We start from the raw sequence: 16,928 nt of genomic DNA, 5'->3' as shown, positions 1-16,928 counted from the left end.
TGTGCGCCCCTTTTCCTGATTTTTAGACTTAAACACTACGCCTAGAAGGACCTGTTCATGGCATTAACCACGCTCGTCAAGGACGAACTCGCCAACTATGAGGCAACGAAAGTCTCTGCTCGTAAGGCAGAAATCTCTACGATTCTGCGTTTTACCGGAGGCCTGCACATTGTCTCGGGGCGAATCGTGGTGGAGTCTGAGGTCGACCACGAGGCAACCGCCCACCGCATGCGCCGCACCATCGCGGAGATTTACGGCCACGACTCTGAGCTGACCAGCGTCAGCGGTGGTGGCCTGCGTCGAGGCGGCCGCTACATTGTGCGTGTGGATCACGGCGGTGAGGCGCTGGCTCGCCAGACCGGTCTGCTGGATCTGCGTGGCCGCCCGGTGCGTGGTCTGCCGCCGGCTGTGGTGAACGGCTCTCTGCAGGACGCCGAGGCGGTCATGCGCGGTGCGTTCTTGGCGCACGGTTCGCTGACTGAGCCGGGTCGTTCCTCCTCCCTGGAGATTACCTGCCCCGGTCCGGAGGCGGCGCTCGCGCTGGTGGGTGCGGCTCGTCGCCTGGACATTATTGCGAAGGCACGCGAGGTGCGCGGCACGGACCGTGTGGTGGTGCGTGACGGCGAGACGATTTCGCAGCTGTTGGAGCGTATGGGCGCGACCGGCACCCTGACCACGTGGCGTGAGGCGCGCACCCGCAAGGAGGTTCGTGCGACCGCGAACCGTCTGGCGAATTTTGATGACGCGAACCTGCGCCGTAGCGCGCAGGCGGCTGTTGCGGCGAGCGCCCGCGTGGAGCGTGCCCTGCAGATTCTGGGTCATGAGGCGCCGGATCACCTGCGTTATGCCGGTGAGCTGCGTGTGCTGCATAAGCACGCTTCGCTGGATGAGTTGGGTCGTCTGGCTGATCCGCCGATGACGAAGGACGCGATTGCGGGCCGTATTCGCCGTCTGTTGGTGATGGCTGATAAGCGTGCTTCGGAGCTGGGCGTTCCGGGTACTGAGCTGCCGCGTGAGGACTAGGCAAGGGCTAGATTCTGGTCTCAAACGGTGCGGGAAGCTCGTGTGGCTGGGGTGTTTGTGACGGTTTTATGACAAACCAAACCCCTCCGTTTTTGAATAAAAACCGCATATTTTTCAAAAATGAGCCTGTGGATGGCCCCTTTCGCGCCCAGCGAGGGGAGTTATCCACAGGTTCTTTGCGTGCGCTCGTGCGTTCGCGCGCGTGAGCCTAGGGTAGGGGTATGACGAGCATGACCCCCAACCCCGACCAGAATGCTGTACAGAGCACTGTGCAGGACAGCGCAACCCAGCCCGGCGGTACAACCCAGCCCGGCGGTACAACCCAGCCCGGCAGCGCGCAGCGTAGCGCCCGCTCCCTGATGAACAGCCTCTACCGCAGCCCGCGCGCCCGCAAGAACGGCGCGCCGGATGCCGAGGACACCGTACCGCTGGCTATTGCCGCTGAGGTAACGCCTGCGGAGGTGCCCGCCGAAGAAACACCCGCCGAGCCCGCGCCTGCCGGCCAGCCCGTACCTACCAGCCAGCATGTATCTACCGCTCAGCCAGCGGCATCCCGCCCGGAGTCGAATGGCTGGGCTGACTGGGATCAGCAGCCCGACTGGAACGAGGTGGACGACTGGGCGGAGTGGGAGCAGGCCGATCAGCCCGGCACCACCCGCAGTACCCGTTGGGGTCTGTCGCCGCGCGTGCTGCTTCTGGTGGCGGTGTTGGCGCTGGTCGCCGTGGTGTGGGGTGTGACCCAGTTTTCGGCAGCGCCGCGTGCTGAGCAGATTGCCTCCCCGAGTGCTACCGCCGAGTCGGTGCAGGCGGTGGGCGCCCAGCAGAGCACCCAGTCCACCGCCCAGCCGGGCGCGAGTGAATCCGCGCAGGGTGGCGCCTCCGGTGAGGCTACCGTGCGGGTGCACGTGGCGGGTGCCGTGAACAACCCCGGCGTGTACACGCTGCCCGCGCAGGGTCGTACCGTGGATGCGATTGCCGCCGCCTCCGGTGCCGCCGCGGATGCTGACCTGGACCGCGTGAACCTTGCCGGTACGCTGAGTGACGGGGTGCAGATTTATGTGCCGCATCGTGGTGAGACGGCTGCTCCGGCGCAGATTCAACCCAACGGTGGTACGGCGAATGCCGGTCAGGGTAACGCGGCGAATGGGGCGGCGCAGAACGGCGCATCTCAGGGCGGCGCTCAGCCTCAGCCTGCACGCACGCTGACCGCTTCGGGTAGCGCCCAGAAGGGCTCAACCCCGGTGAACATTAATACCGCCACCGCTGAAGAGTTGCAGAGCTTGCCGCGTATTGGCCCGGCGATGGCTCAGCGCATTATTGCCTGGCGTGAGGCGCACGGCGGTTTCCGTAGCGTGGATGAGCTGGATGCGGTGCCCGGCATTGGTCCGTCGATGCTGGAGAATCTGCGCCCGCTGGTGACGGTCTAATGCCCCGGCAAAACCGCAGGCCGAACCGCCCGCAGGCAGGGGAGCAGGAACTCTTTCCCGGTTCCTTGCGCCTCACCCGGCGCCTCATCCGGTCCGCGGCTACGGCGTATGACCGCGTCCGCTACCGCTGGAGCATCGGCGCTGAACGGTGGCGTACCCGCCGTGATGAGCAGGAGCTGCGCGCCCAGGGAAGCCTCATTCACCTGGACTTTCGCCTGAGTTTTACGGTGCTGGTGCTGTGGGCTTTTACCGCGGCGGCGCTGACCGTGGGTACGTGGCGGGTGGTGCATCCGCTGGCGTGTGTGCTCATTGCCCTGCTGGGGTGCCTGGTGATTCTGCTGTTCTTTCCGCCGCGTGCGGTGATGCCCTACAGCCTGCTCTTTCGCACGACCGGTCAGCTGGTTTTTCTGGCGTGTATTGTCACGGTTCAGGCGGTGCTTTTGTGCGCTACGGGGGTGGATGCATCCCGCGCCACCCTGCAGCAGGCGCAGGGTGCCTCGCTTCGTCTGAATGGCACGGTGGAGCAGGTTCGCCGCGTGGATCCGCGCACTACTCTGGTGGTCATTAAGCTGGAGGAAATTCAGGGGCGGAGCGTGCGTGCGCTGGTGAATGAGCGGGTACGCGTGTATCGGCGTGACGGTTCGGCAAAGAGCGCCGCGCAGCGCCTGGAGGCACGTTCGGCGGCGAGCTCGGCAGCTCAGCAACAGGGGAGCGGTACCGCGCGCTCGCAGGCGATTTATCCGGGCATGAAGGTGACCGCTCTCGGCACGGTGGAGTTCAACGGTTCCACGGCGAAGCTGAGCGGCGCAACTATTTTTCCTGCGCCCGCCTACGGTACCGGGTCGAACGCTGTCACCCGGACGGCGGCGGAGCCGTACCTGTCCACGCTCAAGGAGCAGCTGCGCACCCGCGCCTTGGACACTCTCGGCACGGAGTCGGCGGCGCTGGTTTTGGGTACCGCCTACGGGGACGATTCGCTGATGAGTTCCACCGCGCGGGAGGAGTATAAGCTCAGCGGGCTCAGCCATATTACGGCGGTGTCCGGGGCGAATATTGCCATTGTGTTTTTGGGTGCGTACCGGCTGGTGTTGGCTATTCGTCCGTACCGCCTCGCCAGCGCATACCTGCTGTTCCGTTCCTGGATGCAGTGGTTGCGGGGGAGAGGCGCGGCTCGTTCTCGCCGCCCCGCCCACTCTCAACAATCGGCCTACCCTCAACAACCTACCCCGCCAAATGCCCACGCCCTGCCGCCGCTCGTGTACCGGCTGAGCACCTTCGCCATTCCGCACCGCGTCATGGTGCTGTGCGGGGTTGCGGCGGTGCTCGCCTACGCCATGCTGCTGGACTCTGAGGGTTCCGTGATTCGTTCCCTCGCCATGGGCCTGCTCGGTGCTTACGCGATGCTGCGCGGTTCGGGTCGCCAGTCTTTGGCGGCGCTGCAAACAACGGTGCTGATGTGTCTGCTTGCCGCCCCGCACCTCGCCGTGGATATGGGGTTCGCCCTGTCGGTGACGGCAACCTCCGCGCTGATCCTGCTGGGCCCGCCGCTGATTCGCCTGCTCATGCGCATCATGCCGGTGTTCTGCGCGGAAATGCTCGCCGCGCCCATCGTGGCATCCCTGTGGTGCACCCCGCTGATTTTGGCGATGAGCGGTAAAGTGCCGCTCTACTCGGTTCCGGCGAATCTGGTTGCCGCTCCTTTGGCGCCGCTGAGTATGCTCGCCGGGCTGGTTGCGCTCGGATTCATGCTCCTGGGTTTGCCCACTGCGGCGGATCTGTGTCTTCGCGCCGGTGGTCTTGCCGCGCAGGGCATCGAGTGGGCGGCACACACTGCCGCGCATGCGCCGGGTAACCCGTGGGAGCCCGGTTCGAGCGTCCCGGCGGTGGTGTGGAGCGCCCTCTGCGTGCTGGCGTTGAGCATTGCCCTCTGGTGGGTGGATGCGCGCCGCTACCGTGCGGTCACGCACCGGCAGTATTTGCGGGTAGTACCGCACACCGCGCGCTCCCATCAGCCCGCCCGTTCCTAACCGACTAACTGCGGGCATCTAACCGCAAACATCTACCTCTGACCGACTGACCCTGACAGACTACCCCTAACCACCGCTAGGAGGCATCTGAGAAGAAAACGCTATGATGGATACTCGAGACTCTACCCGCGCAGCACCCCCGTGCGTAGCGGGGCCGAGTTCAGCCCGTACCCTGCAGATAAAGGCGAGTGATAAGCGTGTCCGAGCGTAAGCGTTCAACCCAGCGTGGTGGTTCCCGAGGCTACGCCCGCCGAGGCGGCCCCGCCCTCGACACCGCGTGGCGTACCGTCACCCCGGCACCCGCCGTCATGCTCTACGGCCCGGAGGAGTACTTCGCCTCCCGCGCTGCGGCGCGCCTGCGTGAGTTGTTCCGCAGCATCCACCCGGAGGTGGACCGCGTTCAGATTAACGCCGCCACCTACACGGCGGGGGAGCTGATTCTGCACGCTTCGCCCTCCCTGTTCGGTTCGGCGAAGATCATTGAGGTTGAGAACGTCGCCTCCATGAGCGACGAGTTTTTGACCGATACGCTCGCCTACCTGAACGCCCCCGAGCCGGACATCATGCTCATTCTGAACCACTCGGGCGGTAACCGCGGCAAGAAGCTCATCGACCTGGTCCGCTCCCAGTTCGTGCTCATTAACTGCAAGGCGCTCAAGACCGACCGTGAGAAGAGCGAGTTCTTGGCGGGGGAGTTTGCCGCCGCTCAGCGCCCGATTACCGGCGGCGCTCTGGCGTTGCTGACGGCCGCCGCCTCCGACACTGCTGAGCTTGCCGCCGCATGCCAGCAGCTGCTCTCAGACGTACCCGGCGACATCACCGAAGAGGCTGTGAACCGCTACTACGGCGGCCGCACCGAGGTCACCGCGTTCCGCGTCAGTGACGCCGCGATTTCCGGTAACGCCCCGGAGGCTCTGCGTCTGCTCCGCCACTCTCTCGCCACCGGCACGGAGCCGATTCCGATGCTGGGCGCGCTCGCCATGCGTATCCGTAATATTGCGCGCGTGCACCACGTGCGTATGAGCGCTAACGAGCTGGCGCGTGAGGTGGGTATGTCACCGTGGCAGGTTGAGCAGGCTCAGCGTGACGGCCGCCGTTTTACCGGCGCCCAGTTGGCGCATATTGTGCAGCTTCTGGCTGATGCGGACGCGCAGCTGAAGGGTGAGTCGCAGGACGCGGTGTATGCGGTGGAGCAGGCTGTTTTGGCGATTGCTCTACCTCCGCGCCTGTAGTGCATAATAGAGCCCATGCTCGAAATTCTGAAGAAAATTTTCTTTGCCCTGCTGCCCTTCCTGCAGAAGGCGGCAGAGGATGCCCTCAACGACGCTACTGCGTCTAAGGGCGGCTCCGAGTCCTCCCAGAAGAGCGAGTCCCACAAGGGCGAATCTCGTCAGGGTGAGGCTCGTGCCTCCGGCTCTTCGGCGCCTAAGCCGAGCGCTCCGAAGTCTTCCTCGGCACCTAAGCCTTCCGCACCGGCTTCGACCGGCGCATCCGACGGTTCGGATTACCCGGGCGATTACCGCGACATGATTAACTTTGAGTACTCGCCTTCCCTGGACGGCGACGCTGACCCGGGTGAAATCGTGTGGACGTGGGTTCCCTTCGAGGAGGACCACTCGCAGGGTAAGGACCGCCCGGTGATCCTGGTGGGTCGTGACGGTGAGTACCTGCTGGCGCTGATGATGACCAGCAAGGACCACAATAACCGTGAGCACGCTGATTCGAACTACCTTGATATTGGTTCGGGTCCGTGGGATCCGCAGGGCCGCGCTTCTGAGGTGAAACTGAACCGTGTGATTCGTGTTCGCCCGGATTCGATGCGCCGTGAGGGTGCGATTATGCCGGAGGATACGTTCCGCCTGATTGAGCGTGCGTGGACTCGCCGTAACGGCTAGCACCCTGTGCTTTACGCCGGGAACCTGTTTGGGCGACCGGCGTTAGATGTGGAAGCTGCGTGTAGCGGTTTTCACAGTATTTTTCTCTCCGCGAGGGTCTGTCGTGGAGGCTGTTCATCTGGTATTATGTGTGGTTGAGTGTCCGATGGTCATCGGGCACTGCTGGCCGGTTGCCATAGGCATCCCCACGCCGCTCAGTCGATGATCGGCCAGCGTCGCCCTCACCGACCAATAAGACAAAACAGAAAGTTTAATTGTGGCTAACATTAAGTCTCAGAAGAAGCGTATCCTCACCAACGAGAAGGCTCGCCTGCGCAACAACATTGTAAAGTCCGAGCTGAAGACCGCGACCCGCAAGGTCAAGGCTGCTGTTGAGGCACAGAACCAGGAAGCTGCTGTTGAGGCTCTGCGTTTTGTGAACCGTAAGCTGGACAAGGCTGTTTCCAAGGGTGTTCTGCACAAGAAGACCGCTGCAAACAAGAAGTCCGGTCTTGCTGCGCTGGTAAACAAGGCTTTCTAAAACTTGCGGGGTACCTAAGTACCTCTCTGGTTTAAGGGCAGAGACCCCCTGTGTTCCCCCTCCTCTAAGGGGAACGCAGGGGGTTTCTTTATGCCCGAATCGTTTATTGTGGGTGTTTACCCGTTATAAAGTTGTGAGTAAATCGCAATCAATCTATGTACCTGATGACGCTCTCCGAACTATAACCTAGTTATCGCGAGGCATAACTAAAGTTAGAGGATCCTTCGGAAAGACCCTTACCAGTTCCTGGTTATAAATAGATTGATGATGAACTCAACCTATTTTACCTATTTAGTAGGAGGTCGAGATTATATTCAATTGGGACGCAGAGGATATTATCCCGCCCGTCGATTCGGAGACGCAGGTTTAAGTCTGACCCATGATGATATAGTTCAAATCGGACCATCTCGCCAGAGCCAAACTCTTTCTCAATAGTCTCTTTGAGGTTTTCTTGATTCCCAAACTCGCTTAAGTTAACCACCTCAAGAACCTTAATAGGGCCCATAGTGACATTACGTAGCCTAAAGGTTTCCTTCCCTAATACATGAGTCAGTTCAAACTCAGGCCGCCATAGGTTGGAAGCAATATCTGACATCTGCTCAAGCAATTCCTCAGCCTGATTGACTTGTTCTTCCGCAGCCTTTGCGGAGCGTTCAGCCTGCTTGACCTTTTCTTGTGCAACTTCTGCAGAACGCTGAGCCGCATCACGCATATCTAGAGCTGCTTTATGCGCTTCATCTGCCTTTGCCTTGGCCTCCTTAGAGCCAAGGGCTTGACGCCACGTAATATAGGCAAAAATCGCCGAAACGATAGCTCCAAGGGCCGACAGACCAGCAAAAAAAATTTGAAAAAATTGATCCATACTAACCATTCTAAGTAAATGCGGTCCGATACAAATAGCAAGCCGATATCTATACACATCTGCTTGTAGGTGATGTATTCGTAGCTGACGACTCGTTACTGAATTTTTTAGCAGGATTATGGGGAGGCGCCCGCGCCCGGTGACGAAACTGCTTGCGGGTCGCGGAAGAGGCCGTATAGTGGGAACTATCAGCGGTACCGCACACCGCCCGCACCTATCTTTAGCGCCCCACGCGGCGTTGCACATGGCGCCGGTGTGGGTACACATTTTTGCATATTATCAGGAGGTTCCCCATGAGTAGCGAGATTGCAGAAGAAGCTTACGATTATCGTGAAGACCCTGAGTATTGGCGTGCCCCGTTCGATTTTACGAAGCCCATATCTGATGCAAATACTCCGGAGGGGTGGATGCGTGCTGAGTTGAAAGGGCGTTTTTTCAACGCTCCGGTGGCACGCCCCGGTGCCGAATATGAGTGGGGTTTAGCAGAGATTAAGCGTAGGAACGAAGCTAAGGAATTCCCCTTCAAATATAGCGAAGTAACCAGGTTGTATCGTGAGAAGGTAGCTAATGGTGAGTTGCCGGATGTTTATGCCGGTACTCCATACGATTTGGCGCTTCTGCCTTTCTAAAACTTGCGGGGTACGTGAGTACCTCTCTGGTTTAAGGGCAGAGACCCCCTGTGTTCCCCCTCCTCTAAGGGGAACGCAGGGGGTTTCTTTATGCCCAGATTCTCACCCAGATTCTTGGCACGGATTCCCTGCCCAGATTCGGGGAGGTGCCCGCCCGGTGACGAAACCGCTTGCGGGTTGCGGAAGAGCCCGTATAGTGGGAACTATCGGCGGTACCGCACACCGCCCGCGCCCTAGCAATAGTGCCGTATAGACGGTACCGGGGGAGTGAGCATCGCCGATACACACCACACAACCACCGATGGTTCACCGGCAACTTTCCATACACCCCCATGTACCCGGTGAACCGACCACGAGCTAAGGACAACGATGAGCCAGCCGAACTTCCCGCCCGCCCGACTCTTTGACGCTTTCGCCAAGCCCGCCTCCACAGAACAGCCCGCGAAGAAGGGCCTGCTTGGCAAGCTGGGCCTGGGCGAGTCCTCCGAGGAGGACAACTACACGACCGTCATGCTGGTCGGTTTCAACTCCGCGAAGGAACCCCCGGGCAACGGCGAGGACGCCCTCGACGTGATTCACCGCGCATTCGACCCGTGCGATGAGAGCCCCGGCTTCGACATGGACGACTTCTACGACTATGCTTCCGTCGCCCCGCAGCTGCAGAACAGCGACGACTCCGAATCCACGGTTCTGGTGTGGCCCAAGATGTTCTACAACATGGTCACCATCCCGGAGCGCCACCTGCGCCTGCTCGTGGTGACCGGCCCCGCCCCGAGCCTGTGCCTGCAGCGGTTCATGACCCGCTTCTTCAAGTACGTGAAGAAGCTCCACGTGGACCACGCGATCTTCGTTGAGACCTTTGAGGATCAGGTGGCGCACACCCGCCCGTACCCGTACACGCTGACCACTTACGACGAGAAGCTGGCGGCAATCCCCGGTATTCTGCACGAGTATTTCACCGGTTCTACCTCGGTGACGATGGCAATGTCTGCGCTCGCTGCCGAGCACGGCCTGTCTTCCTCGGTCATGTTGCGTATGAGCATCCCGGGGTATCTAAGTTTTGACCAGCAGAACCCGCGCGCGGTCGTGAGCCTGATCGAGGCGCTGGAGGTCATCCTCGGCATTAAGGTCGAGTCGGAGGAGTACGACCGCCTGCGCGCCCACGCTGGTGAGTGGGAGGCGGAGCTCGCCGAAGAAATGGCGAAGGACTACGAGAAGGTTGAGCTGGTGCGTGAGATTGAGCAGAAGATGGATTCGACTCTGCGCACTGTCTCCGGTGAGGTGATTGCCGAGGATATTGAGGGCTACCTGGATTCCCTCAGCGGCGCCTCCGAGGGCGTAAATCCTGCCGATGATGGTGCGGATTCCGCGGAGGATTCTTCGGAACGTTAGGTCCGTTCGCGCATATGGCGCGGGTATGGGAAAATGATAGGTAACTATGCCCATACCCGCGCCCAGCATCTCGAAAGGATGATGTGATTGGCACCCATGTCGAAGAACCCGCCCGTTCCGGCGGCGACCGACCCCGCGATTATTCGCAACTTCTGCATTATCGCCCACATTGACCACGGTAAGTCCACCCTCGCAGACCGTATGCTGCAGGCCACCGGCGTGGTTGCCCCGCGCGATATGAAGGCGCAGTACCTGGACCGCATGGACATTGAGCGTGAACGCGGTATCACCATTAAGTCTCAGGCTGTGCGCATGCCCTGGGACGTTGACGGCACCTCCTACGCGCTGAACATGATTGACACCCCCGGCCACGTGGATTTCACCTATGAGGTGTCCCGCTCCCTGGCTGCGTGTGAGGGTGCACTTCTGCTCGTGGACGCCGCTCAGGGTATTGAGGCTCAGACCCTGGCGAACCTGTACCTGGCGATGGAGAATGACCTGACCATCATCCCGGTGCTGAACAAGATTGACCTGCCCGCGGCTCAGCCGGATAAGTATGCCGAGGAGCTGGCGAACCTGATTGGTTGCGAGCCGGACGAGGTTCTGCGCGTATCGGGTAAGACCGGTGAGGGCGTTGAGGCCCTGCTGGACCGCATTGTGGAGGCGATTCCCGCCCCGCAGGGTGACGCATCCGCCCCGGCGCGTGCCATGATTTTTGACTCGGTGTACGACTCGTACCGCGGCGTGGTCACCTATGTGCGTGTTGTGGACGGCAGCCTGCAGCCGCGTCAGAAGATTAAGATGATGTCCACCGGCGCCGAGCACGACCTGCTCGAAATCGGTGTGATTTCCCCTGAGCCTGTCCCGTCGAAGGGCCTGGGCGTGGGCGAGGTGGGTTACCTCATTACCGGTGTGAAGGACGTGCGTCAGTCGCGTGTGGGTGATACCGTCACTTCCGCCGCGAAGCCTGCGCAGGAGTCCCTGGGCGGTTACGAGGACCCCAAGCCGATGGTGTTCTCCGGCCTGTTCCCGATTGACGGGTCGGACTACCCGGCGCTGCGTGACGCACTGGATAAGCTGAAGCTCAACGACGCCGCGCTGATTTACGAGCCGGAGACTTCTGCCGCTCTGGGCTTCGGTTTCCGCTGTGGCTTCTTGGGTCTGCTGCACCTGGAGATTGTGCGTGAGCGTCTGGAACGCGAGTTCAACCTGGACCTGATTTCGACCGCACCGAACGTTATTTACGACGTGGTGGACGAGGCCGGCAACGCTAAGCGCGTGACCAACCCGAGCGAATTCCCCGAGGGTAAGGTCGCGACGATTCGCGAGCCCATGGTGGCGTGTACGATTATTGCCCCGAGCGAGTACATTGGCGCAATCATGGAGCTGTGCCAGGCTCGCCGCGGCCAGATTGGCGGCATGGATTACCTCTCCGAGGATCGTGTGGAGATGCGTTACCGCCTGCCCCTGGCGGAGATCGTGTTCGACTTCTTCGATCAGTTGAAGTCCCGTACCCGCGGTTATGCGTCGCTGGACTGGAAGTTCGACGGTGAGGAAGAGTCTGACCTGGTGAAGGTCGACATCCTGCTGCAGGGTGAGAAGGTGGATGCGTTCAGCGCCATTACTCACCGCGATAAGGCGTACTCGTACGGCCTGATGATGACTTCTAAGCTGCGTGAGCTGATTCCTCGCCAGCAGTTTGAGGTGCCGATTCAGGCGGCTATCGGTTCGCGTATTATTGCCCGCGAGAATATTCGCGCGATGCGTAAGGACGTTCTTTCGAAGTGTTACGGTGGCGATATTTCGCGTAAGCGTAAGCTGCTGGAGAAGCAGAAGGAAGGCAAGAAGCGCATGAAGATGGTTGGTCGTGTGGAGGTTCCTCAGGAAGCCTTCATTGCGGCACTGTCTTCGAGCGAGGAGAAGGAAAAGAAGAAGTAGCCTTTCGCTGCTGTAGCTTTTCCGGCTGTGTGCTGACCTGTTGATTGTGGAGAACCCGGCTGGTGCCTCGTGTACCGCCGGGTTCTCTGCACGCTGTCTGTTGATGCCACCCGCCATATTATTGATTCACGACCCGTACACCCACTTCCAGGAGGCAGAATGCCCGCCCAGCCCACCGGCGACCCCGCACCCCGCGACGGGCGCATCCCCGCCACCAGCGCGGCAGGATGCGAAACCCGCGACTTCAGCCTCTACGTACACATCCCCTTCTGCTCCGTACGCTGCGGCTACTGCGACTTCAACACCTACGCCACCGAAGACTTCGGCGACGGCATCGGTCTCGGCACCTACGCCGACGACGCCATCGCAGAAATCCTCTTCGCCGCCCGCACCCTCGAGGCATCCGGCGTCGCAAAACGCCCCATGCACACCGTCTTCTTCGGAGGCGGCACCCCCACCAAACTGCCCGCCCGCGACCTCGTACGCATCCTGCAGGCAGCCATCGACGTATTCGGCCTCGTCGAGGGCGCAGAAGTCACCACCGAAGCGAACCCCGACTCCGTCACCCGCGAAGACCTGCAGACCCTCAAGGACGGCGGCTTCACCCGCGTTTCCTTCGGCATGCAGTCCGTCGTCCCCGAGGTGCTACAGGTACTCGACCGCACCCACACGCCGTCGAACGTGCCGAAGGTCGTCGCCTGGGCCAAGGAGGTCGGCCTGCAGGTATCCGTGGACCTGATTTACGGCTCGCCGGGGGAGACCCTGCGCCAGTGGGAGCGCAGTGTTCGCGCCGCAATCTCCTACGAGCCGGACCATATTTCCGCGTACTCGCTGATCGTGGAGGACGGTACCAAGCTTGCCGCGCAGATCCGCCGCGGCGAGTACACTATGCCCGACGAAGACCTCATGGCGGACATGTACCTGCTCGCCGAGGAGCTACTCACCGAAGCCGGCTACAATTGGTACGAGGTCTCCAACTACTCGCGCAGCGAGGACACCCGCAGCGACCATAACCTCGCCTACTGGCGCAACCAGGACTGGTGGGGCATCGGCCCCGGCGCACACTCGCACGTGAACGGTACCCGCTGGTGGAACGTGAAGCACCCGGTGCCGTACGCGCAGAAGGTGCGTGCGGGGGAGTCCCCGGCGGCGGCACGTGAGGTGCTGGACACCGCCACCCGTGCTTTTGAGACGATTATGCTCATGATCCGTGTGCGTGAGGGTTTGGCGATGCGCGAGCTGCTCGCGGTGCACGATGAGGCGCAGCTGGGCGCCTCGTTGCGCTGGCTAGTTTCTCAAGCTCTGATTGAGCCTGATGCTTTGAATTCTCAAGCTGAACCTGACCCTAAAGCTCACGTGCGACTGACCCTCAAGGGGCGACTTCTGGGCGACGCTGTGACCCGTGAGCTGCTCCCGGAGGTCTCTGACGAGCACGAGGAACACTAAGAAGCATTGGTCTGACAAGGGGCTTTTCAATCGGGGCGGCGTTCCGGTTCTGGTCTGTCGCAGCTCCACTTGATGCTTTTCTCTGACGCTGCCTGCGAATGGCGTGCACCCCGGTATTGCCGTAATATTTCGGTGATTTCGGGGTGTTTTTGCGGGTCTTAAAAAACTTTTAAAAAATTTTTCGGGGCTGTTTGGGGGTACTTTAGGGGAGCGCCAAACCTTACATTGGCGTGCTAATTGTTTGCATTTGTGCTGGACTAGCCGAAAGAATTTTCCACTCCTTCATGCCGCTTTTAGGGTGCGTATTTTTCGATTACTTTCCCGAGAAAAAATTTTCCAAAACACCCAATTTCAAGTTGTGGTTGAAGGTTACGCTGTGCCATAATAGGTCATGGCAGGACGGTATATGTCTAACAGCGTGTTCTCGTCTTTGCTGAAGTTGAGTGAATACGGTTGTGGGCTCCTGGTAACAGGGGCCCACGATCGTTTAACAATGATTATCTATAGCACCATTCGGTAGAGTTTGCAGTAATTCACGCGCACTAGGCAAAGAAGCCCCGGAAGAAAATCCCCAGCAGGGCAGCTGCAGCCCCAACCGGCAACATAAACCTACGAATACAGCAGCAGGCACAACCCAACGTGCCAGCGCCTCCGCCAGTAGGCTTTAGAACAGCAGTACTTAAACGTAGAACGCCCCACACACAACGTGCGGGGCGTTCAAATGTAAAAGCTATCAGCGCGGTTTAGGACCGGCAGTTCTTAGGATTCTGCGGATTCTGCGTTCTCGGTGGAGTAGAAGCGGTCCAGCAGGCGCGGGTTCATACGGTAGCTGTACGGCTCACCGCGATTCACCTCAATACCGGCACGCAGCGACGCAATAGCCATGAACAGCCACACGAGCGCACCCAGAACCATGGCAATGTTGCCCATGCCGGGCAGGAACGACACAACCCACAGCGCCACCAGAGCAATGGAGGGCAGGAGGGTGAAGTTCATTGCCTCGCGAGCCTCCTGCTCAGCAAAGGGCGCGTTATTGCGGCTGACGTAGAAAACCGCAGCGGAGGGGATGATGCCGAGAATGCCGCCGAAATGCGCGAAAGTCGCACGGTTGCGGTCCTGAATCACGCTAATCTTACGGGTTTTCTGAGGCCCAGTTGCCGGGCGAACATCGTTAGTCACGAAAATCCTGGTTCGATAGAAGTTTCTTGTGGTGATCACCTAAGCCGGTGGATATACCCTCCGAAGAGGCAAATCGTTTGAGCGGTGGTGACCCAGAGTGTAGTGATGTTGCGGCAAAACCCACAGGGGCAATGCCACACGCTCAACTATTGTACCGCTTTAGGGAACAAAACCCACAGGATAATGCCCTCGGGGGAAAGGCTCTGAGCAAATTCACACCTGCGCCCGCAGACGGGGGCGCAATAGCGGGTTTCGGGTGCGGTTAGGCGCCCGGCTCGGTGAGAAAATCGATGAGCGATTCGACCGGACCGAGTAGCGTCGGGTCCAGATCAGCATAGGAGTCAACGCGGGAGAGAATATGCTTCCACGCCTGCGCCACATCCGCCTGCGTTTCGTGCGGCTGACCCAGACGACGCAACGTACCCTTCTTGAAGTCCTCACCGCGCGGCACCTGCGGCCACGCCTTCAAACCCAGCACCGAGGGCTTGACTGCCTGCCAAATATCGATGAACGGGTGGCCCACAATCTTCACGTGCCCGGCGGCACCCGGCACGGCAAGCGCCTCCGCAACGATACGCTGCTCCTTCGTGCCCTCGATGAGGTGATCCACCAGAATACCCAGGCGGCGGCCCGGACCCGGCGCGAACTCACGAATGGCACCGGCGAGGTCATCCACGCCGTGCAGCGGCTCCACGACAATGCCCTCAACGCGCAGATCGTGGCCCCAGACCTTCTCCACGAGCTCGGCGTCGTGCAGACCCTCAACCCAGATGCGGGAGGCGCGCGCCACCCGAGCCGGGGCGTTCTTCACCGCAATAGAACCGGAACGAGAAATCGTGCGCTTCGGCTCCTTCGCCGCCACCGGGGCGACAATCTCAACAGGCTCACCCTCAATCAGGTAGCCCGGACCCAACGGAAAATTCTTTACGCGACCCTTCGCGTCTTCGAGTCCGAAGAACAGGGCACCGCCGATGCGTTCAGCCTTCACGACCTCACCCACCCAGCCGTTAATATCCTCAATCAGCAGGCCGCGGCGCAGCGGCACCTTACGCGGGGCCGGCGCCTGGCGGTTCATGCGGGCGGCGTTTAGATCCTGGGCACCCCAGCCGTAGGGGGAGTGGTGGGTACTCAACGTATTCTCCTTCGGGGCGGTAGGGGTAGCAGAGCCAGTAGGGGCGGTGACCGCGCCGGAACCGTGAGACAGAACAATCAGACGGAACCGGCGGGGGAACTAAAACGGGGTTCGGGGCGCACCGCAGATTAAGCGGATAGCGGGAGCGACCCCCATTCAGCCTAGCCATTGTATCGGGTCGGGGGTAGTATCCCCTAGAATTGATACGACCATTATTGGCGGTGCACTCATCGAGCACCGCCATCGTCTCGAGAGGAAGGAAACGCATGAGCCACTACGATACTCTCGGCGTATCGAACGACGCCAGCCCCGAAGAGATCAAGAAGGCGTACCGAAAGAAGGCACGCCAGCTGCACCCGGACGTGAACCCCTCCGAGGACGCAGCCGAAGAGTTCAAGCGCGTCACCCTCGCCTACGAGGTGCTCTCCGATCCCGAAAAGCGCCGCAACTATGACACCACCGGCGACGAACAAGGCCGCGCAGGCTACCCCGGAGGCGGCGGCTACCCGGGCGGCGGATTCAGCGGCTTCGGCGGTTTTGAGGACCTGCTGAACATGTTCACCGGCGGCGCGGCAGGTGCCCGCGGCCCCGCATCCCGCATGCGTCAGGGCCAGGACGACCTGATTACCGTATCCGTCAGCCTGCAGGACGCGGTGTTCGGTGTTGAGAAGACCATTGAGCGTCGCTCCGCCGTGACCTGTAAGTCCTGTAACGGCGAAGGCACCGCAGAGGGCACTCAGCCCGAAACCTGCACCACCTGCTCTGGTCACGGTTTCATGCAGCGCCGCGTGCAGTCCATCCTCGGTACCGTCATGCAGCAGGTCGAATGCCCCGACTGCCACGGCTACGGCACCGTCATCAAGACCCCCTGCCCTGAATGCCACGGTCAGGGCCGCGTACGTGAAGACGTGCCGCTGACCTTCAACGTTCCCGCCGGCGTGCACGACCAGGCGCGTATCCGCCTGCGCGGCAAGGGCGAGGCAGGCCTGTACGGTGGCCCCAACGGCGACCTGTACGTTGACCTGAACGTTAAGCGTGACAAGTACTTTAGCCGCGAGGGTGACAACCTGGTCACCACCGTGAACATCCCCATGGTCGCGGCGGCGCTGGGCACCACCATCCCGCTGAAGACCTTCGACGGCGACCAGGAAGTCAACATCCCCGCTGGCACTCAGAGCGGCGACGTAATCACCCTCAACGGCCTGGGCGCAACCGTGCTCGGCACCGAGCGTCGCGGCGACCTGCTGGTGCGTATCCAGGTGGTCACCCCCACCGACATGACCGAAGAACAGCGTGAGCTGCTGCGCCAGTTCGCAGCCCTGCGCGGTGAGTCCCTCACCGAAGGTTCGCAGGTCAAGCACCGCGGCGGTCTCTTCTCCCGCTTGAAGGACCAGTTCAAGTAGGATCCCTACACCAAGCTGAGGATGCGGCGGGTGCGGTACTCAACCCGCACCCGCC

14 protein-coding genes are annotated in these 16,928 nt (G+C 60.9%); 11 read left to right on the top strand and 3 right to left on the bottom strand.

The features are described from left to right. Positions 1–57 precede the first annotated feature (57 nt). From whiA to rpsT, 6 genes are all read left to right on the top strand, one after another. Positions 58–1,023, top strand: coding sequence for a DNA-binding protein WhiA (whiA, locus tag HMPREF2749_RS02445; RefSeq protein WP_005505961.1), 966 nt, complete (start codon positions 58–60; stop codon positions 1,021–1,023). Between the two features lie 221 nt (positions 1,024–1,244). Then, positions 1,245–2,450 carry a ComEA family DNA-binding protein gene (locus tag HMPREF2749_RS02440; protein WP_070593337.1) on the top strand — a complete coding sequence of 402 codons (1,206 nt, stop codon included), beginning with the start codon at positions 1,245–1,247 and terminating at the stop codon, positions 2,448–2,450. Next, positions 2,450–4,477 (top strand): ComEC/Rec2 family competence protein, encoded by a 2,028-nt coding sequence (locus HMPREF2749_RS02435; RefSeq protein ID WP_070593336.1) that lies wholly within the window; start codon positions 2,450–2,452, stop codon positions 4,475–4,477. The genes HMPREF2749_RS02440 and HMPREF2749_RS02435 overlap by 1 nt, the downstream gene beginning before the upstream one ends. Before the next feature lie 197 nt (positions 4,478–4,674). Next, on the top strand, positions 4,675–5,709 hold the full coding sequence (gene holA, locus HMPREF2749_RS02430) for a DNA polymerase III subunit delta (RefSeq protein ID WP_005505965.1): 1,035 nt from the start codon (positions 4,675–4,677) through the stop codon (positions 5,707–5,709). 15 nt (positions 5,710–5,724) lie between these two features. Beyond that, entirely contained in the window at positions 5,725–6,372 is a 648-nt protein-coding gene (locus tag HMPREF2749_RS02425; RefSeq protein ID WP_070593335.1) for a type II toxin-antitoxin system PemK/MazF family toxin, read from the top strand. A 256-nt stretch (positions 6,373–6,628) separates the two neighbouring features. Beyond that, on the top strand, positions 6,629–6,892 hold the full coding sequence (rpsT, locus tag HMPREF2749_RS02420; RefSeq protein WP_005505969.1) for a 30S ribosomal protein S20: 264 nt from the start codon (positions 6,629–6,631) through the stop codon (positions 6,890–6,892). 283 nt (positions 6,893–7,175) lie between these two features. Here rpsT and HMPREF2749_RS02415 read toward each other — a convergent pair whose 3' ends face one another. Continuing rightward, positions 7,176–7,754, bottom strand: coding sequence for a hypothetical protein (locus HMPREF2749_RS02415; protein ID WP_070593334.1), 579 nt, complete (start codon positions 7,752–7,754; stop codon positions 7,176–7,178). 293 nt (positions 7,755–8,047) lie between these two features. Between HMPREF2749_RS02415 and HMPREF2749_RS02410 the strand changes: the two genes are divergently transcribed. The 4 genes from HMPREF2749_RS02410 to hemW all read left to right on the top strand — a co-directional run bounded on the left by HMPREF2749_RS02410 (position 8,048) and on the right by hemW (position 13,159). Beyond that, positions 8,048–8,383 (top strand): hypothetical protein, encoded by a 336-nt coding sequence (locus HMPREF2749_RS02410; RefSeq protein WP_070593333.1) that lies wholly within the window; start codon positions 8,048–8,050, stop codon positions 8,381–8,383. Positions 8,384–8,752: 369 nt separating this feature from the next. Continuing rightward, the gene (locus tag HMPREF2749_RS02405; protein WP_070593331.1) at positions 8,753–9,775 is read left to right on the top strand and encodes a PAC2 family protein; all 1,023 of its coding nucleotides are present in this window, start codon (positions 8,753–8,755) and stop codon (positions 9,773–9,775) included. Positions 9,776–9,871: 96 nt separating this feature from the next. Next, positions 9,872–11,713: a translation elongation factor 4 gene (lepA, locus tag HMPREF2749_RS02400; protein WP_371325930.1), complete on the top strand. Its 1,842-nt coding sequence runs from the start codon at positions 9,872–9,874 to the stop codon at positions 11,711–11,713. 159 nt (positions 11,714–11,872) lie between these two features. Beyond that, on the top strand, positions 11,873–13,159 hold the full coding sequence (gene hemW, locus HMPREF2749_RS02395) for a radical SAM family heme chaperone HemW (RefSeq protein ID WP_070593326.1): 1,287 nt from the start codon (positions 11,873–11,875) through the stop codon (positions 13,157–13,159). Between the two features lie 759 nt (positions 13,160–13,918). Here the strand turns inward: hemW and HMPREF2749_RS02390 are convergent. Together HMPREF2749_RS02390 and HMPREF2749_RS02385 are read right to left on the bottom strand one after the other, a co-directional pair. Next, complete coding sequence (locus HMPREF2749_RS02390; protein WP_005508694.1) at positions 13,919–14,338, bottom strand: DUF4870 domain-containing protein; 420 nt, start codon at positions 14,336–14,338, stop codon at positions 13,919–13,921. Positions 14,339–14,600: 262 nt separating this feature from the next. Beyond that, entirely contained in the window at positions 14,601–15,470 is an 870-nt protein-coding gene (locus HMPREF2749_RS02385; RefSeq protein ID WP_070593325.1) for a DUF3097 domain-containing protein, read from the bottom strand. 266 nt (positions 15,471–15,736) lie between these two features. Between HMPREF2749_RS02385 and dnaJ the strand changes: the two genes are divergently transcribed. Next, complete coding sequence (gene dnaJ, locus HMPREF2749_RS02380) at positions 15,737–16,873, top strand: molecular chaperone DnaJ (protein WP_070593323.1); 1,137 nt, start codon at positions 15,737–15,739, stop codon at positions 16,871–16,873. The last annotated feature ends 55 nt before the right edge of the window (positions 16,874–16,928 follow it).

The sequence above is a fragment of the Rothia sp. HMSC075F09 genome (assembly GCF_001810515.1).
Classification (GTDB): Bacteria; Actinomycetota; Actinomycetes; order Actinomycetales; family Micrococcaceae; genus Rothia.
Note: the sequence above shows the minus strand (reverse complement) of the source record. Positions and strands in the feature narration are given on the sequence as shown.

Bases quoted from the DNA above. Each gene is read 5' to 3' on its own strand.
- whiA (WP_005505961.1), top strand. From the start codon at position 58: ATGGCATTAACCACGCTCGTCAAGGACGAACTCGCCAACTATGAGGCA.
- HMPREF2749_RS02440 (WP_070593337.1), top strand. From the start codon at position 1,245: ATGACGAGCATGACCCCCAACCCCGACCAGAATGCTGTACAGAGCACT.
- HMPREF2749_RS02435 (WP_070593336.1), top strand. From the start codon at position 2,450: ATGCCCCGGCAAAACCGCAGGCCGAACCGCCCGCAGGCAGGGGAGCAG.
- HMPREF2749_RS02425 (WP_070593335.1), top strand. From the start codon at position 5,725: ATGCTCGAAATTCTGAAGAAAATTTTCTTTGCCCTGCTGCCCTTCCTG.
- HMPREF2749_RS02415 (WP_070593334.1), bottom strand. From the start codon at position 7,754: ATGGATCAATTTTTTCAAATTTTTTTTGCTGGTCTGTCGGCCCTTGGA.
- HMPREF2749_RS02410 (WP_070593333.1), top strand. From the start codon at position 8,048: ATGAGTAGCGAGATTGCAGAAGAAGCTTACGATTATCGTGAAGACCCT.
- HMPREF2749_RS02405 (WP_070593331.1), top strand. From the start codon at position 8,753: ATGAGCCAGCCGAACTTCCCGCCCGCCCGACTCTTTGACGCTTTCGCC.
- lepA (WP_371325930.1), top strand. From the start codon at position 9,872: ATGTCGAAGAACCCGCCCGTTCCGGCGGCGACCGACCCCGCGATTATT.
- hemW (WP_070593326.1), top strand. From the start codon at position 11,873: ATGCCCGCCCAGCCCACCGGCGACCCCGCACCCCGCGACGGGCGCATC.
- dnaJ (WP_070593323.1), top strand. From the start codon at position 15,737: ATGAGCCACTACGATACTCTCGGCGTATCGAACGACGCCAGCCCCGAA.